Origin of the sequence: Pseudomonas sp. nanlin1 (assembly GCF_045571515.1) — a bacterium.
GTDB lineage: Bacteria > Pseudomonadota > Gammaproteobacteria > Pseudomonadales > Pseudomonadaceae > Aquipseudomonas.
The window spans coordinates 1361172-1376450 of record NZ_CP124218.1 but is presented as its reverse complement, the minus strand read 5'-3'; the positions used below and the strand labels follow the sequence as shown (position 1 = coordinate 1376450).

General features: G+C 55.7%; 15 protein-coding genes. All 15 read right to left on the bottom strand.

All coding sequences use genetic code 11. The features are described from left to right. Positions 1 to 164: 164 nt before the first annotated feature. The 15 genes from QCL65_RS06390 to QCL65_RS06320 all read right to left on the bottom strand — a co-directional run bounded on the left by QCL65_RS06390 (position 165) and on the right by QCL65_RS06320 (position 15205). Positions 165 to 2462, bottom strand: coding sequence for a DEAD/DEAH box helicase family protein (locus QCL65_RS06390; protein ID WP_407315427.1), 2298 nt, complete (start codon positions 2460 to 2462; stop codon positions 165 to 167). Positions 2463 to 2627: 165 nt separating this feature from the next. Further along, positions 2628 to 3737, bottom strand: coding sequence for a DUF6094 domain-containing protein (locus tag QCL65_RS06385; RefSeq protein WP_407315426.1), 1110 nt, complete (start codon positions 3735 to 3737; stop codon positions 2628 to 2630). A 73-nt stretch (positions 3738 to 3810) separates the two neighbouring features. Beyond that, complete coding sequence (locus QCL65_RS06380) at positions 3811 to 4461, bottom strand: hypothetical protein (protein ID WP_407315425.1); 651 nt, start codon at positions 4459 to 4461, stop codon at positions 3811 to 3813. 78 nt (positions 4462 to 4539) lie between these two features. Beyond that, positions 4540 to 4800, bottom strand: a complete 261-nt coding sequence (locus tag QCL65_RS06375) for a hypothetical protein (protein ID WP_039574854.1) — start codon at positions 4798 to 4800, stop codon at positions 4540 to 4542. Positions 4801 to 4809: 9 nt separating this feature from the next. Further along, positions 4810 to 5157: a hypothetical protein gene (locus QCL65_RS06370; RefSeq protein WP_081027840.1), complete on the bottom strand. Its 348-nt coding sequence runs from the start codon at positions 5155 to 5157 to the stop codon at positions 4810 to 4812. A gap of 89 nt (positions 5158 to 5246) precedes the next feature. Then, positions 5247 to 5918 carry a DUF3275 family protein gene (locus tag QCL65_RS06365; protein WP_407315424.1) on the bottom strand — a complete coding sequence of 224 codons (672 nt, stop codon included), beginning with the start codon at positions 5916 to 5918 and terminating at the stop codon, positions 5247 to 5249. Between the two features lie 75 nt (positions 5919 to 5993). After that, positions 5994 to 6821 carry a DUF932 domain-containing protein gene (locus QCL65_RS06360; protein WP_032699488.1) on the bottom strand — a complete coding sequence of 276 codons (828 nt, stop codon included), beginning with the start codon at positions 6819 to 6821 and terminating at the stop codon, positions 5994 to 5996. A gap of 149 nt (positions 6822 to 6970) precedes the next feature. Further along, positions 6971 to 7882, bottom strand: a complete 912-nt coding sequence (locus QCL65_RS06355) for a DUF3577 domain-containing protein (protein ID WP_407315423.1) — start codon at positions 7880 to 7882, stop codon at positions 6971 to 6973. A gap of 334 nt (positions 7883 to 8216) precedes the next feature. Further along, complete coding sequence (locus QCL65_RS06350) at positions 8217 to 8582, bottom strand: DUF3085 domain-containing protein (RefSeq protein WP_407316703.1); 366 nt, start codon at positions 8580 to 8582, stop codon at positions 8217 to 8219. A gap of 63 nt (positions 8583 to 8645) precedes the next feature. Further along, complete coding sequence (locus QCL65_RS06345) at positions 8646 to 9443, bottom strand: GTPase (RefSeq protein WP_407315422.1); 798 nt, start codon at positions 9441 to 9443, stop codon at positions 8646 to 8648. 294 nt (positions 9444 to 9737) lie between these two features. Further along, complete coding sequence (locus tag QCL65_RS06340; protein WP_407315421.1) at positions 9738 to 10451, bottom strand: ABC transporter substrate-binding protein; 714 nt, start codon at positions 10449 to 10451, stop codon at positions 9738 to 9740. 127 nt (positions 10452 to 10578) lie between these two features. After that, complete coding sequence (locus QCL65_RS06335; RefSeq protein ID WP_407315420.1) at positions 10579 to 11022, bottom strand: hypothetical protein; 444 nt, start codon at positions 11020 to 11022, stop codon at positions 10579 to 10581. A gap of 95 nt (positions 11023 to 11117) precedes the next feature. After that, the gene (locus QCL65_RS06330; RefSeq protein WP_407315419.1) at positions 11118 to 11504 is read right to left on the bottom strand and encodes a hypothetical protein; all 387 of its coding nucleotides are present in this window, start codon (positions 11502 to 11504) and stop codon (positions 11118 to 11120) included. A 24-nt stretch (positions 11505 to 11528) separates the two neighbouring features. Further along, on the bottom strand, positions 11529 to 11756 hold the full coding sequence (locus QCL65_RS06325) for a hypothetical protein (protein WP_407315418.1): 228 nt from the start codon (positions 11754 to 11756) through the stop codon (positions 11529 to 11531). A 1427-nt stretch (positions 11757 to 13183) separates the two neighbouring features. Beyond that, a complete protein-coding gene (locus tag QCL65_RS06320) occupies positions 13184 to 15205 on the bottom strand; it encodes a DNA topoisomerase III (protein ID WP_407315417.1) in 2022 nt (673 codons plus the stop codon). Positions 15206 to 15279 lie beyond the last annotated feature (74 nt).

Genomic DNA, 15279 nt, shown 5'->3' with positions numbered 1-15279 from the left:
GCAGTAAGCCGACACCATCCCTGCAGACAGCAACCCCGGTCAGTAAAGAATGCGAATTAGCGCTCATCCATGTTCTGGCGTGCTGATTGTCAAACCATCGGTAGCAGAAGTATGCATTAGAAAAAAAAGCCGGCGCCCCGAAGGGTGCCGGCTGATTCTGGACATCAAGCAGCAACAAGCTGCCTTGCCAAAGCGACCTCAATTGAGTCGCCATCCTGATTGAGCACGTCAAGCCCCGATTCCGGGACGTCGCCCGACGTGCTTTGAGACACCAGGATCTTTTTGGCCATCAGAGCAAGGCACGTCATCTGCGACGTGGCCATGTACCCCAGGTAGATCACCCTCACACGCAACTTCTGGCCTATACGCCATGAGCGACGTGCGGCTTGCTGAAGCGTGTAGATGTTCCACCCTGATTGCATGAAGACAATCGTGGGGAACTCCAGCAGATCCAGCCCTGTTTTGACGAGCTCAGGGTTGGTGATGAGTACATCAATCCCTCGGTCAAGCTGCTCGGCAATCCAGTCCTCGCGGCGGCTTGCGTCAACGCTTGCGCGCAGTACGGCGACCTTGAAACCCTCCTGCTCCAGCAACCCCTTCAAACGCGACGTGGTGTCGCGCTTGCCGGTATAGACCGAATAGACCAGGGTCTTACGACCCGCCTCCTTCTCCTCGCGACAAATATCAATGAGCTCACGCTCTTTAGGCATGATTTCCAGCTCATTGAACTGGGCTGGGGTGAACGCCAAGACCTGGCGTGTCCTAGGATGACGCACAGTTTCGGCACGGAAGCAGCAGTCGGACCATGCCAGTAGTACGTTGAGCACTACACCCAACAAGGTGGTATCCCGCTTGCGCAGGGCCTCCTTGAGCTCAGCAGTGAGACGAGCAGCCATTTCCCGGTAGACGGTTGCCTGCGTCTCACTCATCGCGACCTCCCGGAGCTCTTCTTCATACGGTGGCAGGACGCCTCCGATGTCACGCAACTTCAAGAAGATCGTGTAGGGCAGGACGCAGCGCAGCACCCCCTTCGGGCCGAAACCCGGGGCCTTTACCGTTCGGACAGTAATCTTTGAGCCCTTGGCGGTCTTGTGGGCCGGCCCATCGCTCTCGGAGTAGATATCCTTCAGGACGCCGTGATCCCTCATGAACGCCATGGCGGCGGCATTCATGCTGCCGCTGCTGCTTGGACGGTAGCCGTCTTCGATCATGCGTCCGGGCAAAGCCCGGAATAGCAGATGAAACAGATCATCGGCATAGCCCCCCATCAGGGTGCCGGTGAGTAGCAAGGTCTTCCGAACCTTGGCCGCAATAACGCCCATCGCCTGGCCCTGCGCCGACCCGCCAGTCTTGTATTCGTGAGCCTCGTCTGCGATGAGCAAATCGAAGGTGCCCTGCGGGAGATAGCGTTTGACGTATTCGGAAGCCTGGTAGCCACCTTCGCCAAACCCGAACTCCATGCTGGACATCGCACGCTCCATCCGTTGGGCCTGCCTATCAGAAAAAACCAGCTCCCCCTTGTCATCCATCAAGTTGATGAAGTTGTGGAGGTTGTCGCCAAGCATCGAGGCCAAGAAGCTATCCCCGAACATCTTCATCAGTTTCTGCGCAGTGGCTTCACCAATTGTTGGAATACGCTTCAAGGCTCTTAGCACAGCCGATGACTGATCGCTGCTGGACAGAGTTCGCGGACGAACCAACGTCCACAATGCGGTATCGCAAACGCTGCATCTGCGGCGTGCTTCTTCTGCTTCAAGCTCCAGAGCGTCAAGCGGCTCTCCATCCATGTTGTTGACGACGCTTCCGCAATGCGGACATGCGCCCACAACCCCGAATCGAGTGCGCTTGCGTGCGAAAGCAGGCCTCCAGTGAAAGCCCATGCGCATACGCACTCTGCCGATGATGAAGAACTCCTGACCGTCGGCCGGGACGCCCAGTTGCTCGCGGAGCTTGATGAGTTTGAGCAACGTGTCCGGGCCGTTAAGCACCCAGACCTTTGCGCCGGCAACAGTTTCCAGAATCTCTCGGCGCCACTTGTAAACCAAGTGCGGCGGGCTGAGAACCAAGGTACGGCGATAGCCCTCCGCGTGGAGAACCGCTGCCAGCGCGATGCCGACAGTGGTTTTACCCGTGCCCATTTCACCGTTGACGATTGCCGCACGCTCGCCGTGGTTAGCAAGCAGCTCTGCAGCCGCATGGACGACCTCTGCCTGCGCTGGAAAAAGTTTGCGCTTTAGGCCCAGCAGGACGAGCTGACGATTAGTGCGTGGTGAACCGCTGTAAACAGGCGGATTAGCCTGATTGAGAGAGGTCAAAAGCTCGTCGCCAAACTCTGTAACGAAGTCCTGCAGACTGAGTGAGAGCTCCGACGATACGGGATCAATCTGATCAAGCAAATCAGGTGCATTGCCGTTGATCAGCGCCTTTTCTGCGGCAGGAGCCGCATGGAGTTGAGTAGTCATGGTGATGCTCCATAAAAATTGGGGGCACGCACCACCCCCGAGGGCGGTGAACGCCCCAAGGGGTTGAAGGTTGAAAGGCGACGCAAGGCCGCTGGAAAAGAAGTTCTACTGAGCGAGCAACAACGTGGTGGTGCTCCATCTATGAAACGAAACAGCCGAAGCGGGTCAGTGGATGGTGATAATTCGGCCGAACGAGTCAGAGTTGGGAGACAGGTCCCAAGCGCGGATTACAGGTACGAATTTGTCTGTGAGGATTCGCGTCTCTGCAACTGAGCCATCGTCGCGCTCGCGGTATTCCACGGCGGTGGCCTTCTGCTTGTAGGTATCTCCTTTCACAGCCAGGACTCGGCCATTCTTGGATTGCACGACACCAGATATGGCGCCGGCCGCTAGGGCGAGTGCCAAGTGCCAGTGGGACAACGCACGTACCGGGGCACGCATCGATTGCTGAGCCGCACCAAGGTGCGTTTCGAATGCGGGCCACAAGCCTTGGAGACGAGAAACCTCCTCCGCAAATTGCGTCGGCTCCATGCTTAGCCGGTAGAAATGCTCTGGCTCAGACGTGGTTACAGGAACGACATAGGGAGGTAGCGTCCACTGGGCTGGTATTTCATCCAGGTCGAGCTCACCTTGCCCGATCTGAAGCAGTCGCCCACGAATGTCCTTAGTGTCGTCTCCCACCAACTCACGCTGGCGAACACGTCGTCCGAATACCACCACTTGTTTGAACTGTGTATCGACCGCACGGTAGATGCTCAGATCAGCGAAGTGACGTGTCAGCCACCCGACCAGTTCGGGGTCGAGCACGTATGACGGCACCATAAAAATGAGGATGCCGTCGTATTGCAGGAACTGCAGCGTCCTCTGGTAGAAAAGCTTTTCGAGACGGGCACGGCCCTTGCCCTCGTAGCCAATGTTGCCATTGGCATCTCTAGCTAGATCGCCGTAAGGAGGGTTAAGCCACAGCAGGCCGAAGCTCTGCCGCGCAATCACTGTGTCCATAACATCGCCATGGAGGCAGTGGTCGACCAGTGAGTGAGCGTGGTTTGCACGCTCCTGGTCGTACTCAACCGCGAAAGAGGTGGTCCGCTCGTGCCCGAGTACGTGTGCAGCTTCTGCGATGGCAACGCCTTCGCCGGCACAGGGATCGATGATGCACATTGGCCCATCGCTGGGCGCCAGTGCGGAAAGCGCCCGTTCGAGCGTGGCTTCGTCGGTCGGGTAGTACCCGTTCTTGGCGAAATTGCGGGCAAGCCGCGGGAACATGAATGCCATAGCAGTCTCCTAATTCGCTAGGGAAACGAAAGGCAGAAGCGCGCGTGGTGCGCGCAACTGCGTGACAGGTAGATCAGGCCATCACATCAATCAGCAACTTCGGGTCAGCCGACTGCGGATGGGCAGTGAGGACACCGCTACGAATCAACTGACTCAATGCCTCAGTAAGCGTCGGGACATCGAGCGCCAACTGAAAACCTTGCAGTGGACCGAGAGCTACAGGCATGTTCTTGAGCATGAAGCGCTCGCGTAGCAGCGCCAGTACCGGCTCTTGCCAGTGATCAAGCAACGGTAGCGGACAGGTATCTTTGACGAGGTGCCACAGTCGTAAGGTCGGATCAGTTGCGTGGCGCGGCAGCAGTGCAACCGCCCTGGCGTTGCTCTTATCAGGTCGAATGCAACGCCGGTCGAACAGCCAAAGATTGACCATGGAACCAAACAGCGTGCGGCGATATGCGCGGGTTAGTCGCTTTTCAAAACGATCGATTGACCCGACGAATACGGGGACATTGCCCCCTTGTTGGTTGATGAGATGAAGCTGATCCAGACCATCCTCGTCGCGACCCAGGGTCAACCGAGCCAACAACTGCTGGACCGCAGTATCACGAGCCCATATTGAGAGGAAAACTAGATTACCTTGATCGCCGCAGACACAGGCGTCGGCCATAAGGTCGCTGCACTCGTCGATGCGATAGAGAGGGTGTGTGAAAGCACCGTTAGACATGCTGGTGTCCTCGTAGATAGCGAGGGGCAGCAACGCCCGCGGGGGCAAAGCTGCCCCGTGGGATGGAAGAAAGAGCCGCTAATCGGCTTCGAATTCGCCCTTGTGCGGATTGAACCGCAACACGACCCCTACATTGCGGATCGGCGTGTGGCCAGCGAGATACATGTTGATCCGATAGCGAGGCCGAAAGCTGATCGCGTCTCGCGCCTGTACCTCTGTCAGGCCAGATTGGATTAAGTACTGCACTAACTCATCGTCAGACGAGTCTTCATCGTTGGAAAGCTGACCCTCAACCAGGCCTAGCAGTTCGGGTGATAGGGATTGCAGCGAGGTCTTCATCGTGCACTCCTAATACGAACCGCAACCCGCTGGGCAATAACCCAGCTCGATGCCGTGCGTGCAGCAGCCATTCTCGGCATTCCAGTTCTGAGCCTCCTGCCTCTCGGCAGGTGTTGCGTAGCTCCATTCGTGTGTTGCAATTTGCAAAGCATGCGCACGCTGTGTTTCGGGCAATCGGACAACTAGACTATCAATCGTCGAGCTGAAGCGGTCGACGTAGTATTCGTAAGACAAGCCGCAACCATTGTTGGCCTGTGCGGCAACGGTCTCACAGACGGCGCGCCACATATTTTCATCAAGCGCAGCGTCAGCATCACCGGAGAGCTGTAAGTCTGTATTGCAAGCAAATATCGACATGATAGAGACCTCAAGAAGAAGGCCAGAGTCCTCCCCGGCCGGGAAGGAACTCCAGCGGGGGATGAAGCACCGTGCATGCGGCGCTGTGATTACGCCACCTGCTGATGCAACTGGCGTTTCCATTCCTGCAACTTAAAATCAAGCGCATAGCCCAAGTCGCCTAGACGAGCGATCTGTGCGCGCAGCGTTCGCCGGTCAATGGTTGAATCCAGCTTCACGGATTCTCCCAACGGCCATAGCGTGCCGAACAACGCAACGTCATCGCTGTCAGGGCTACCAGAGTCGGCCACCGTTACCAATGGCGCTTCCACACCAAAAGGCGTGGTATCCATCAGAGGATCAGTCGATGCCCGCACTGCGGCAGATTCCGAACTGAGCGCTGCGCGCGTTTTCTCCACGGGTTGCGTCCCCAGTTCCTCATCAAGTGGATCCACCTCCTGAGAAGCGAAGCTGTGAGCATCATCTCGGCTCAATCGGTCGATCCCTGAAAGGGTCATTCCGTCCAGATTGGCCCGGATCTCGAAACGCATTCCACCAGCTGTGGGATAGGCTTTGGGATAAATGAAGCGTATGTGGAATTCGCCGTCATACTTGCCTTCGGCGTATTGCTCAAGCTCTGCATCCTTGACCGCAAAATCACCGTGAGGTGTGACGAGACGTCCTACATTGAACGGGCCGTTACGTCCGCGGATGGTGCGCAGCGTGAGCTGTCCAGAGACAATTATCGGTGAAGCGAATTGAAGGGTTGATTTAGCCGCCATTACGGTGCTCCTTGTGATGAAGCTGATGATGAAAAAAAGCGGACCGCGCCCATTAAGGGCGAGGACCGCGCGGCACTAGGCCTTCAACTGACGCATACCGTCAGCCAGGATCCACAGCGCCCTGTTGAGGCGGATGTTTTGGTCGATGCCTTGCACTTCTCGAGTACGCTGTCGACGGCCGTTGGCTGCACGTGCCGATAGGCCGCCTCTCACAATGTTTTCCTGAACGCGGTTAAAAACCGACCACAGGTCTGAACGGCGATCATCGAAACGCCGTGGCGCAAGCAGCTGTTTTTCCGTAATAGGCGCAGGCTTGCTCGGATCGTCGTATCTGAGTGCCAACGCGGATCGAGCGAGGAGTTCTTCTTCGCCCGCCTCCAGCGTGATGGCTTGCATGGCATCTCTCGACGCCTGCACTCGCTCGAATCCTCGCAGGACTTCGAACGCTCCTTCGATCACTTGGCCGGCTACATCGCCCTTATGGGGCACGCGTATGTCTGCAGTGGTGTCACCGCAGACCAAACCGTTGTGACACACGAAGCGGAACATGCCAGCGAGCATCTGGTAGCTGCTCGTTCCATCGTGACTGTTGAGCAGAATGATTTCGTTAGCTTCCGAACCATTGATCTGGCTGGCATGACGCATGCGAATGAGATGCTTCGTGTACTCGCGCCGGTCCTCATTGCGGACGCGAGTTTGGCAGACCATGAAAGGTTCGAAACCTTCGTTGCGCAACTTGGTAAGGACGGTTGCGGTTGGGATGTAGGCGTATCGGTCAGACCGACTTCCGTGAGGCGAGTCGGCAAAAATTGAGGGTGCCACGGCACGTATTTGCTCGTCAGACAGCGGACGATCTGCGCGCAGCACAGGGGAACGACCTGAGAAACGGTTTGCTAGAGGCATGGGGATGCTCCTGAATGATGTAACAACCAGGCTGCTCGGTGGGCTTGTGGTTGCATGCGATTGAAAAGACGAAGACATGCGCCTCCCCGTAAGGGAGGTGCATGCTAGAGGGAGGGAATGATCAGCCCCTTGGAACGGGCTTTGTCGGATCAGAACGAAGCAGCCATCGCTGGCTCGCTGTCCTCTACTTCGACCTCAGGCTCGCGCTCAGCTGTCTCGGTAGTGGTAACGTTCTCGGAGCTTTCATCGGCCTCGGAAACGTGTGCGTCAACTGCAGGCGGCAACTCGTTGCCCACTGAGGCGGGGGGGTAAACCCGCTGACCATCGATCTTGATCAAACCGATGTGGACTAACGTCGATTGAAGGCTCGCTGCTGCTTCGCCTGCATGTTCGCCCTTAGTGCGGATGTACGAATCGGCCTTCATGTCGTTGAGACGGAAAGCGATCAGCACTTTGCGCTCGGACTCAATGGCCTGCACGCAACGCCGCACCAAATGCTGGGCGTCCTGAGTTGTGACAATCGCATCGATGTAACGGTACTCCGGTTCATCGACGGGGCCAGCTAGTGCAGCAATGGAGCAGGACAGAAACGGGTCGCGATCCTTGGGAGTGACCTCCTTCGGGCGATTGAGATATCCAATGCCGCGCGTGATCAGTTCGTGCTTTTCGATCAGCGCCAGTTCGGCACGATCGACAAGTTCGGCTTTGAGCAAGCGGCCCTTAAGGGTGGCTGCTGCTTCTCCTTTACGCTGTCCTTTGGGACGGATAAAAGCATCGCCCCAAAGGTCACCGATCCGAAACCGAATCAGCGGACGCTGACGTTGATCTTCAATGCCGATATAGCGCTGGACCAGCTTCTTGGCTTCGCTACCTGAGACCTTTACATCGAAGTACCGATAGCTCGGATCTTTAGCAGATCCGAACATCGCGGCAACTGTGCATGCTAGAAATGGTTGAGCTCGACGCCCGCCCCTGACGGGAACCTCGCGGACACGCTGCAAGTAGCCGATGCCGGAAGTGTGGAGGTCGAAGTAGGACTTTTCGTTGGATGTGGTGTTCATGGTGAATCTCCATAGGAAAAGCGGAGACACACCAGCCCCCAAAGCGCGGGAAGAGGTGCGTAACCCCGCGATGGGTTGATAAGGCGATGCATCCACTACCGGCAAACCGATAGCTGTTCGCGAACGGATGCGAAGCGAACTGGCTCGGTCACACAGCAAACGCTGCGCCGCAACCTTGAAGACCGAGGTTGCGTGGCATGTCGCTGACAACGTCAGCAGGCATGCACGCAGGGTCGTGCTTGCTTTGCTAAAGCGCCATCGCCAATCGGTATCGGCGAGCGACCGGTTTTTTGATACGAAAAGCCCCCGCATGCGGGGGCTGGAAGATAGGTGATCAAGGAGTGCCTATGAGACGTGGCACGTTCTGAAGGGAAAGGTGGGTTGATGTTGCCGAAAGCTCCATATCGTCGTTACTGGTCAAAATGCGTTCAAATACATCACCGTTCGGGTCGAAGTGTTCTGCGAAGTCGTCGCCCCCGAGCTCGGTGCGAGCCAGGTTCCACCAGCTGTCGAAGGGATCAATATCAGGGTTGCAGCCAATCGCGTAAGCAATCAATTTTTGACGACCACCGGGCCGTCTTTCACCATGCTCAGCCAACCAGTACACACCGTGGTCTTTCACCAGAATGACGCGGCACTTGTTAGCTACCGCTTCGGCGAAAACTAGACGCAGCTCGTCGCCATTGAATCTAAGAGACATATGAATGATCTCCTGTGAAATGGATGAGATTCTCCATGCCGTAAAGCTGGAAGTTAAAACGAATCACTGGTGAACAGATTTGCGTCCGTGTAGGCACTGCACGTGGATACGACGCCAACTGCCATCGTCGATCAATTTTTCCAATACGCTTCCAAGATCGTCGAAGAAAACTTCCTCAACACGGTGGATGGATTTACCGTCGCGCTGCAGTTCAACCACGTACTGGTCAGCCCCCCGGTCATACGACACGATGACTTGGCCCGAGAATTTCGCAGAGGCAACCGTGAAGCCGATGGCTGGAGGTGTCTTGATGATGTCAGCCGGCAACGGATCGACCCATCTAAAGTCTCTGGCGCCTGCATCAACCAGCAGGTGAGTGATGCGCCGGAAGCCGTCAGGTGCGGGTAACTGCTCAAGTTGATTGATAAGTTCTTTCAGTTCAAAGCAACGAGGTTCAGGCACCGGCAGCTTGGCTGGCGCGTCACCCAGCACGAAAGTCTGCACCGTATACGAATGCCCTTCGGCAGTTCGCTCGCTACGCTCTTCGGGTGTGTCCGCTCGCAGACCATCAAAACGACGCCTGGCATAGGGAGTAATCTGCACCTTGGCCCCTTTCTCAGGCACCTCGGTGACAAGCGTTCGGTCAAGCACAGCGAACGCCGAGCGCCCGGTCTTGACGACGATAGCTTCGTCGGTAGTCGCAATTACTTTTCCCTCAAAGGGCCTCGGATCGATGTGGAAGCCCAGTGTGGAGACCTTGGGCTCACCATCGAAGATGTTGTAGTTGATAACGCGTGCGTTAGAAGGCACATGATCGCGAACCAGGTCTGGCATCTGGGCACGAATGGCTTGTTTGTCCATGGGAGATTCCTTGAAGAAATTCAAGGGGCTCCCGCCCGCAAGGGAGGGAGACCCCTTGCAGGTTGATAAAAGGCGCAGTGTCACGCCGAGACATATGTAACCAGTGTGGCGGGCACACCGTAGCCTTGAAGGTCTAGGCTACCTGGGCATGTTGCTGAACTCGTCAGCGGAACACGGCGCTCAGCTTGGCGCGTCGACTGTGTAACGTCGCGCACAAAGGGATACTGGTGAAAGCCCGATTGATACGTGAGAAAGATGAAGAAAGAGCCCCTGAAGGAGGCGCTTAGAGATATCTCAATCCACAATGACGGGTAATCCGGCAAGCAGTGGTGCGTCGGGGTCAAAGACCAAGAACCGGGTATCCGCGCGGCTAGCCAAGTGCAGAACTTCCAGTAACAGTTCCGGTACACCTGCTGACTGCTGCTCCTGAAGAAGCTCTACAGAGCTGCGGCCATCGATGAGCTCCAGGTTGCGGTCTGTCCACGGCGTGGATACCAATTTCACACCGATGCAGTGACCATCGGGGATTCGAAAAACCTCAAATAACAGACCTAGCGGAGTCGGCGAATCGGCTAATTCTTCGAGGTACTGATTTGCTTTCTCAGTAAGATGGCTTTTACTGATTTCCCATGCCCGGCTGTAATGCCCCGTTTCAAACTTAAGGCGCTGGATGACGGCACAAGCGTCGGCCCACGAATACGTGTCACCGATATGGATCGGCTGGCCGCCCTCCTCGCACATGACGGCATAGATCACCGCGCGGACGATGCCACTGCTCGAATGACCTGAGGCGATCTCGTTTGGGATATCCTGACCATCGATCACTAGTGCATGGTCGTCGTTGAAGATGCACCGATGGCATACGACAGATTGATCATGCAGTTGGATCTGAGACTCATGCAGAGTGCGATAGATCAGCGCTTGGTCATCATCTGTCGAAATGGCTAGCGTGCGGCCGATACTCAAATTCTGATAGCCACGAATGAAAGGATTGGATAACTGGGACATAAGACTTCTCCGGTGGAAAAACGGAGCCATGTCCTCGCGGACAATAGCATCCGCAGTGACGCCTGAATCTTGTTCGATTCAGGCGATAGTTAATTGAAAGTGCGGATGCACATCCGGGTTTAAATGACTACAAAGATTGCTGTGCCAACTGATTCACAGCTGCCGTTAGATCAGGCTCGTCCAGTGTGATGCACAGTTGAATAGCTGAGGCCTTTACTGCAATGCGCGCAGCACTCAAGTCGTTGAGTTCAATCGCGTACTTCCGAGCGATGATGCGAGCCTGCGTAACAACTGCTTCGATACCCACGTCGTGTAAGGCATCGAGGACTACTGCCGGGGATACGACCTTGAGGCCAGGTTGGTATAGCTTGGGGTCAAGCTCATATCCGCTGGCTTCGAACACTGAGTCACCTACTCGCAGCTGGAATAGGTCGTCCTTAGGCACGTGGCTTGTGTCAACGTTAGCGATGGTAAACCGCGGGATAGCGACATTCTCTGGCCAGCCTTCAATGATGATGTCCTTGACCTGATCGTCATCGACGATAACAGCGACAATTGGATTTTTTGACATGATGCGCTCCTTGAAAAGACTGCAAGGAACACTCTCCAGAGGGATGAGTGTCCCTCGTGAGATGGTGTGAAATTAGTTAAAGCGATAGCTGCAGATCACCAGCCGTCATACTGCACAATCAGGGCTGCAAGCACTTTGCGTCGTTGGAGGTCGAGTCCACCAAGATCGGCAAGCCCTTCAAAGCCACATCGTTTGAGCATCGCGGCTCCCTTGCGGGCATTGTAGAAACTGACCATGGCAGCGAGGAACATGCGCTCGCCTGAACTTAAAACACCGAGCGCTTTGCCGATCATCAGAACGTTGGGCTGAAGGTCCCACTTGCTGGCCGCTCGGGTAAGTCCATCACGAGTGCCATCGCCGAACCATGCAGCACCAGCAATCTCGACACCACATTTCCAGGTTTGGAAGAAGGACCTTGGAGATTGGGTTGAATGCGCAAGTTCCTGTGAGAAATAGTCGAGTGCCTCTTGAGGAAGGTTCATGACATGACTCCTTTAAGGTTGGGATCAAAGATACGAAAGCTGACGCCACTGCCCTGATATCAGAGCCGCTGCGGCAGCATCGCTGGTGGGGAAATATTCGACGGATTCGCGAGATACAGGATCACCGTCTACATCTACGGTGCCGAGGTAGTAGCCCGCAGCACTCTTTAAGACTTGAAGTTGAAGCAGCTTTCCGAGGTGTATTAAGGCCAGTTGGCCGTAGGGTTCGTCCTCGATGCTGGAGTTCGTCATGGTGTTTTCCTGATAACGATAGAAATCAGCCACGTGCTATTGGCGTGTGGGAGACCCCCAGAGGTAGAAGAAAAGCATCGACGTCGCAGGACGCTCGTCCGCAGGTGATGCGAAGCGGACTGGGTGGATCAACACGGTGGAACCGCGGCGCAACCGACTTGACCCAGGTTGCTGGCATGATGCTGATCAACGTCAGCGACATACATAGGCAAGCTTCTGCCATGACTTCTCTGTGGTCGCGCAAGAATGGAATCCAGGGATAAACCGTATTTTCCAATCGCGCGCAAAGAAATAGCCCGGCCGGAGCCGGGCTGAATTAAGAATCATGGTGCTGTGAGTCGTCCGGCCTATCACTTTCGAAGTATCCGCGGTGATTGCAAGTTTCGTTTAAGGTATGGGCCGACAGTTTTTACAGCCTTCAGATAATGGCAGGATTTCAAGGGCTACATGTGAGCTGACGGGAATAGATCCTCAGGATTCGATGGAGGCACTGTGATATCTGTCATCAGGCTATTCAATTCCTGCCATGGATTGCCTCCAAGATCTTTGGCAGAGCAATTTTCAAGATGCCTAAACGGTTGCCCCGCTTCCAAAGCTGTTTGCGTGCTTAGGCATTGGCAACAGAGCATAAAGCCTCCGAACAGAGACCATCGCCCCGTCCAGCCTACAAGCCTAGAGCTAAGACTTTGGCTTCTGCTCAGTTTTAGGCAGTAGTCATTCACATCAAGTTCTTCGAACATGTGACACCTCCATATGTAAGAAAGGGGGACATCCATAACTCCCCTTCAATTATCTATAGCTGGTTCAGCGCCATGCGTAGGATCGATTGGCTATAGGCTTTGGGCTAGTTAACTCCGACAAGCGCTATGTGGCGTATGTAATTTATAAGTGGAAATCATAGTGTGATCGGCATTCGCCCAACTGACGGCCTATTGTTATTAGCTAAAAGATGCTGAAGCAATTAAGGAAATGAACAAGGTGCTGGAGGTATAGACCTCCAGCGCGAGACAGAGAAACCACCTGTGGGCTTTCGCATGGACTGGCTGTCGTCAAAGCCGCCGCTGCATCAGCTATCGCACCCGACCCGTTTCGTGGCGGGAGTCGGTATCGTCTGGCACACATCCGCGCACAAAAGGCGCCCGTTGTTTCACCGGCGGGCACCGGCATAGAACACCGTCGTCCCCGAAGGGTCTCCTGGTAGCTCGCACGCAAGAGGCCAGGAGACCCTTCGGGTCAGAAACTGAAGTCACCGATCAAGAGGCCACCGAAAGTGGCCGGACAGGAAAATACCTTCGCTCCTCCAGCGGCGGAAACCGCTGGACGCATGCCGTTGCAGAAGGTGGAGGCATGTTGGGGTTGCCCCACTAGATGCGGGACCACGCCTGGCAACCGCTGGAAAGCGCGGCCGTGGCAGGATGTTTGTGGCGTCAGTGCGCCTTGGGCGCGCTGCGCCGCTTACGTGGGGAGCCACGTTTTGCACCGGGTGACTCGATTGACACCGTACCCTTGCACTCCGGATACCGGCTACATGACCAGAAGACACCAGTCTTCCAAGTGCGCTGGCGCGTCGTAGCACCGCACAGAGGGCAAGCCGGACCTTGGGGGACCCGAATAGACAATGTAGTTCCTCGGTACTGCTGCACCAGCTGAGCGACCCAGGCCGACTGCTTCTCGATGAAAGTGTCCAGCGTCAGTTGGCCGGTCTCGATCATGTCGAGCGCCTGCTCCCAGATTGCTGTCGTGCCAGGATCAGCGATGGCAGCTGGTACTGCGTCAATCAACGTGAATGCGGCTTCAGACGCGCGAACGGATCTACCCCGCTTCACTAGGTAACTGCGCTTTAGCAATCCATTGACGATACTTGCGCGTGTGGCTTCGGTGCCAATGCCAACAGTGTCTTTGAGCTTTTGTTTCAGACGCGGATCCGAGACCAGCTTCGCAACTCCCTTCATCGCTTTGACCAACTCTCCCTGGGTGTATGGCCGTGGCGGCAGCGTCTTGAGAGCTTTGCACTCAGCTCCTGTGACCTGACAACTTAGCCCTGCACGCAGTGGAGGCAGGATTTGGCTGCGGGAAGAGATATCTTCTCCCGCCTCTTCAGGATCTGCTTTCGGCTCAGCTAGAACCAGATGCCAGCCTCTAACAACGATTTGTTTGCCTACGGCTCGAAGAATCAGGTCTGCGCATGACAGCATGGCCGTCGTGCGGTCGAATTCGTGGTGTGGCAAAAACTGCGCGAGGTAGTGGGCACGTATCAGCCCATAGACTGCCAGCTCTCTCTCGCTCATGGCCGACAAGTCGGTCGGCTCAAGTGTCGGAATGATGCCGTGATGCGCAGTAACCTTGCCGTCATTCCATGCACGAGACCTTTGCGTGCGATCAAGTTGATCAACTACGGACTTAAGAGTGGGATCAGATTTGAGCAAACTGTCCAGGACCGTGGATATCTCGGTGAACATGTTCTCGGGAAGATAGCCGGAATCTGAGCGTGGATAGGTCGTGGCTTTATGTGTTTCATAAAGCGACTGTGCAATATCGAGCGTTTCCTGCACATCCAGACCAAATTGCTTCGAGCACACTTCCTGCAAAGTGCTCAGATCGAACGGTAAAGGTGGGCCTTCTCGGACTCGCTCGGTTTCAACCGCCTGGACCTGAACTGCGCCGGCGGCACCAATTCGTTCAGTTGCCTGGCGGGCAATGCTCTCTTGTAGGCATCGGCCAGCATCGTCCGTAACGGACTGCGGAGGAAGCCAAATTGCGAAAAATTGCTGGGCCTCACTGGATAGTCCGACTTCAACTGTCCAGTATGGAACAGAAACAAAGCGAGCAATTTCCCGGTCTCGATCAACGACCAGCCGCAATGTGGGAGTCTGCACACGTCCGACGGAAAGCACGCCTTCATAGCCAGCCTGCCTACCTAACACGGTGAACAGGCGGCTGAGGTTCATGCCAATCAGCCAATCTGCACGCGAGCGTGCCAAGGCTGAGAAGTACATTGGAAGCGTCTCGCTTGAAGGCTTGAGCGCACCCAGCGCCTTGCGGATAGATGCGTCATTTAAGGCGGACAGCCAGAGGCGCTGGATCTTCCCGCGATAACCGCACAGCTCAATGATTTCGCGGGCGATCAATTCGCCTTCACGGTCGGCATCGGTTGCGATGACTAGTTCGGTTGCCTTGCCAAGCAGTTGCTTGACGACTTTGAATTGCGAAGCGGTCTTGGGTTTGACCTCAACACGCCATCGCTCAGGAGCAATAGGTAGCTGCTCTAGGGACCAATGTTTGAACTGCTCACCGTAGGCTTCGAGTGGAGCGGCTTCTACGAGATGCCCGATGCACCAAGTGACTGTGACACCCGAGCCAGTGAAGCACCCATTGCCACGCTGTGTCGCGCCTAGGATTCGTCCAATATCTTTACCCTGAGAGGGCTTCTCGCAAAGAAATACCCGCATGCCGCTCTACCCGAATGTCGTTGCTAAAGTTCATTTGCAACAGCATGTCGGGACGGATTTAAACGGGCAGCTAA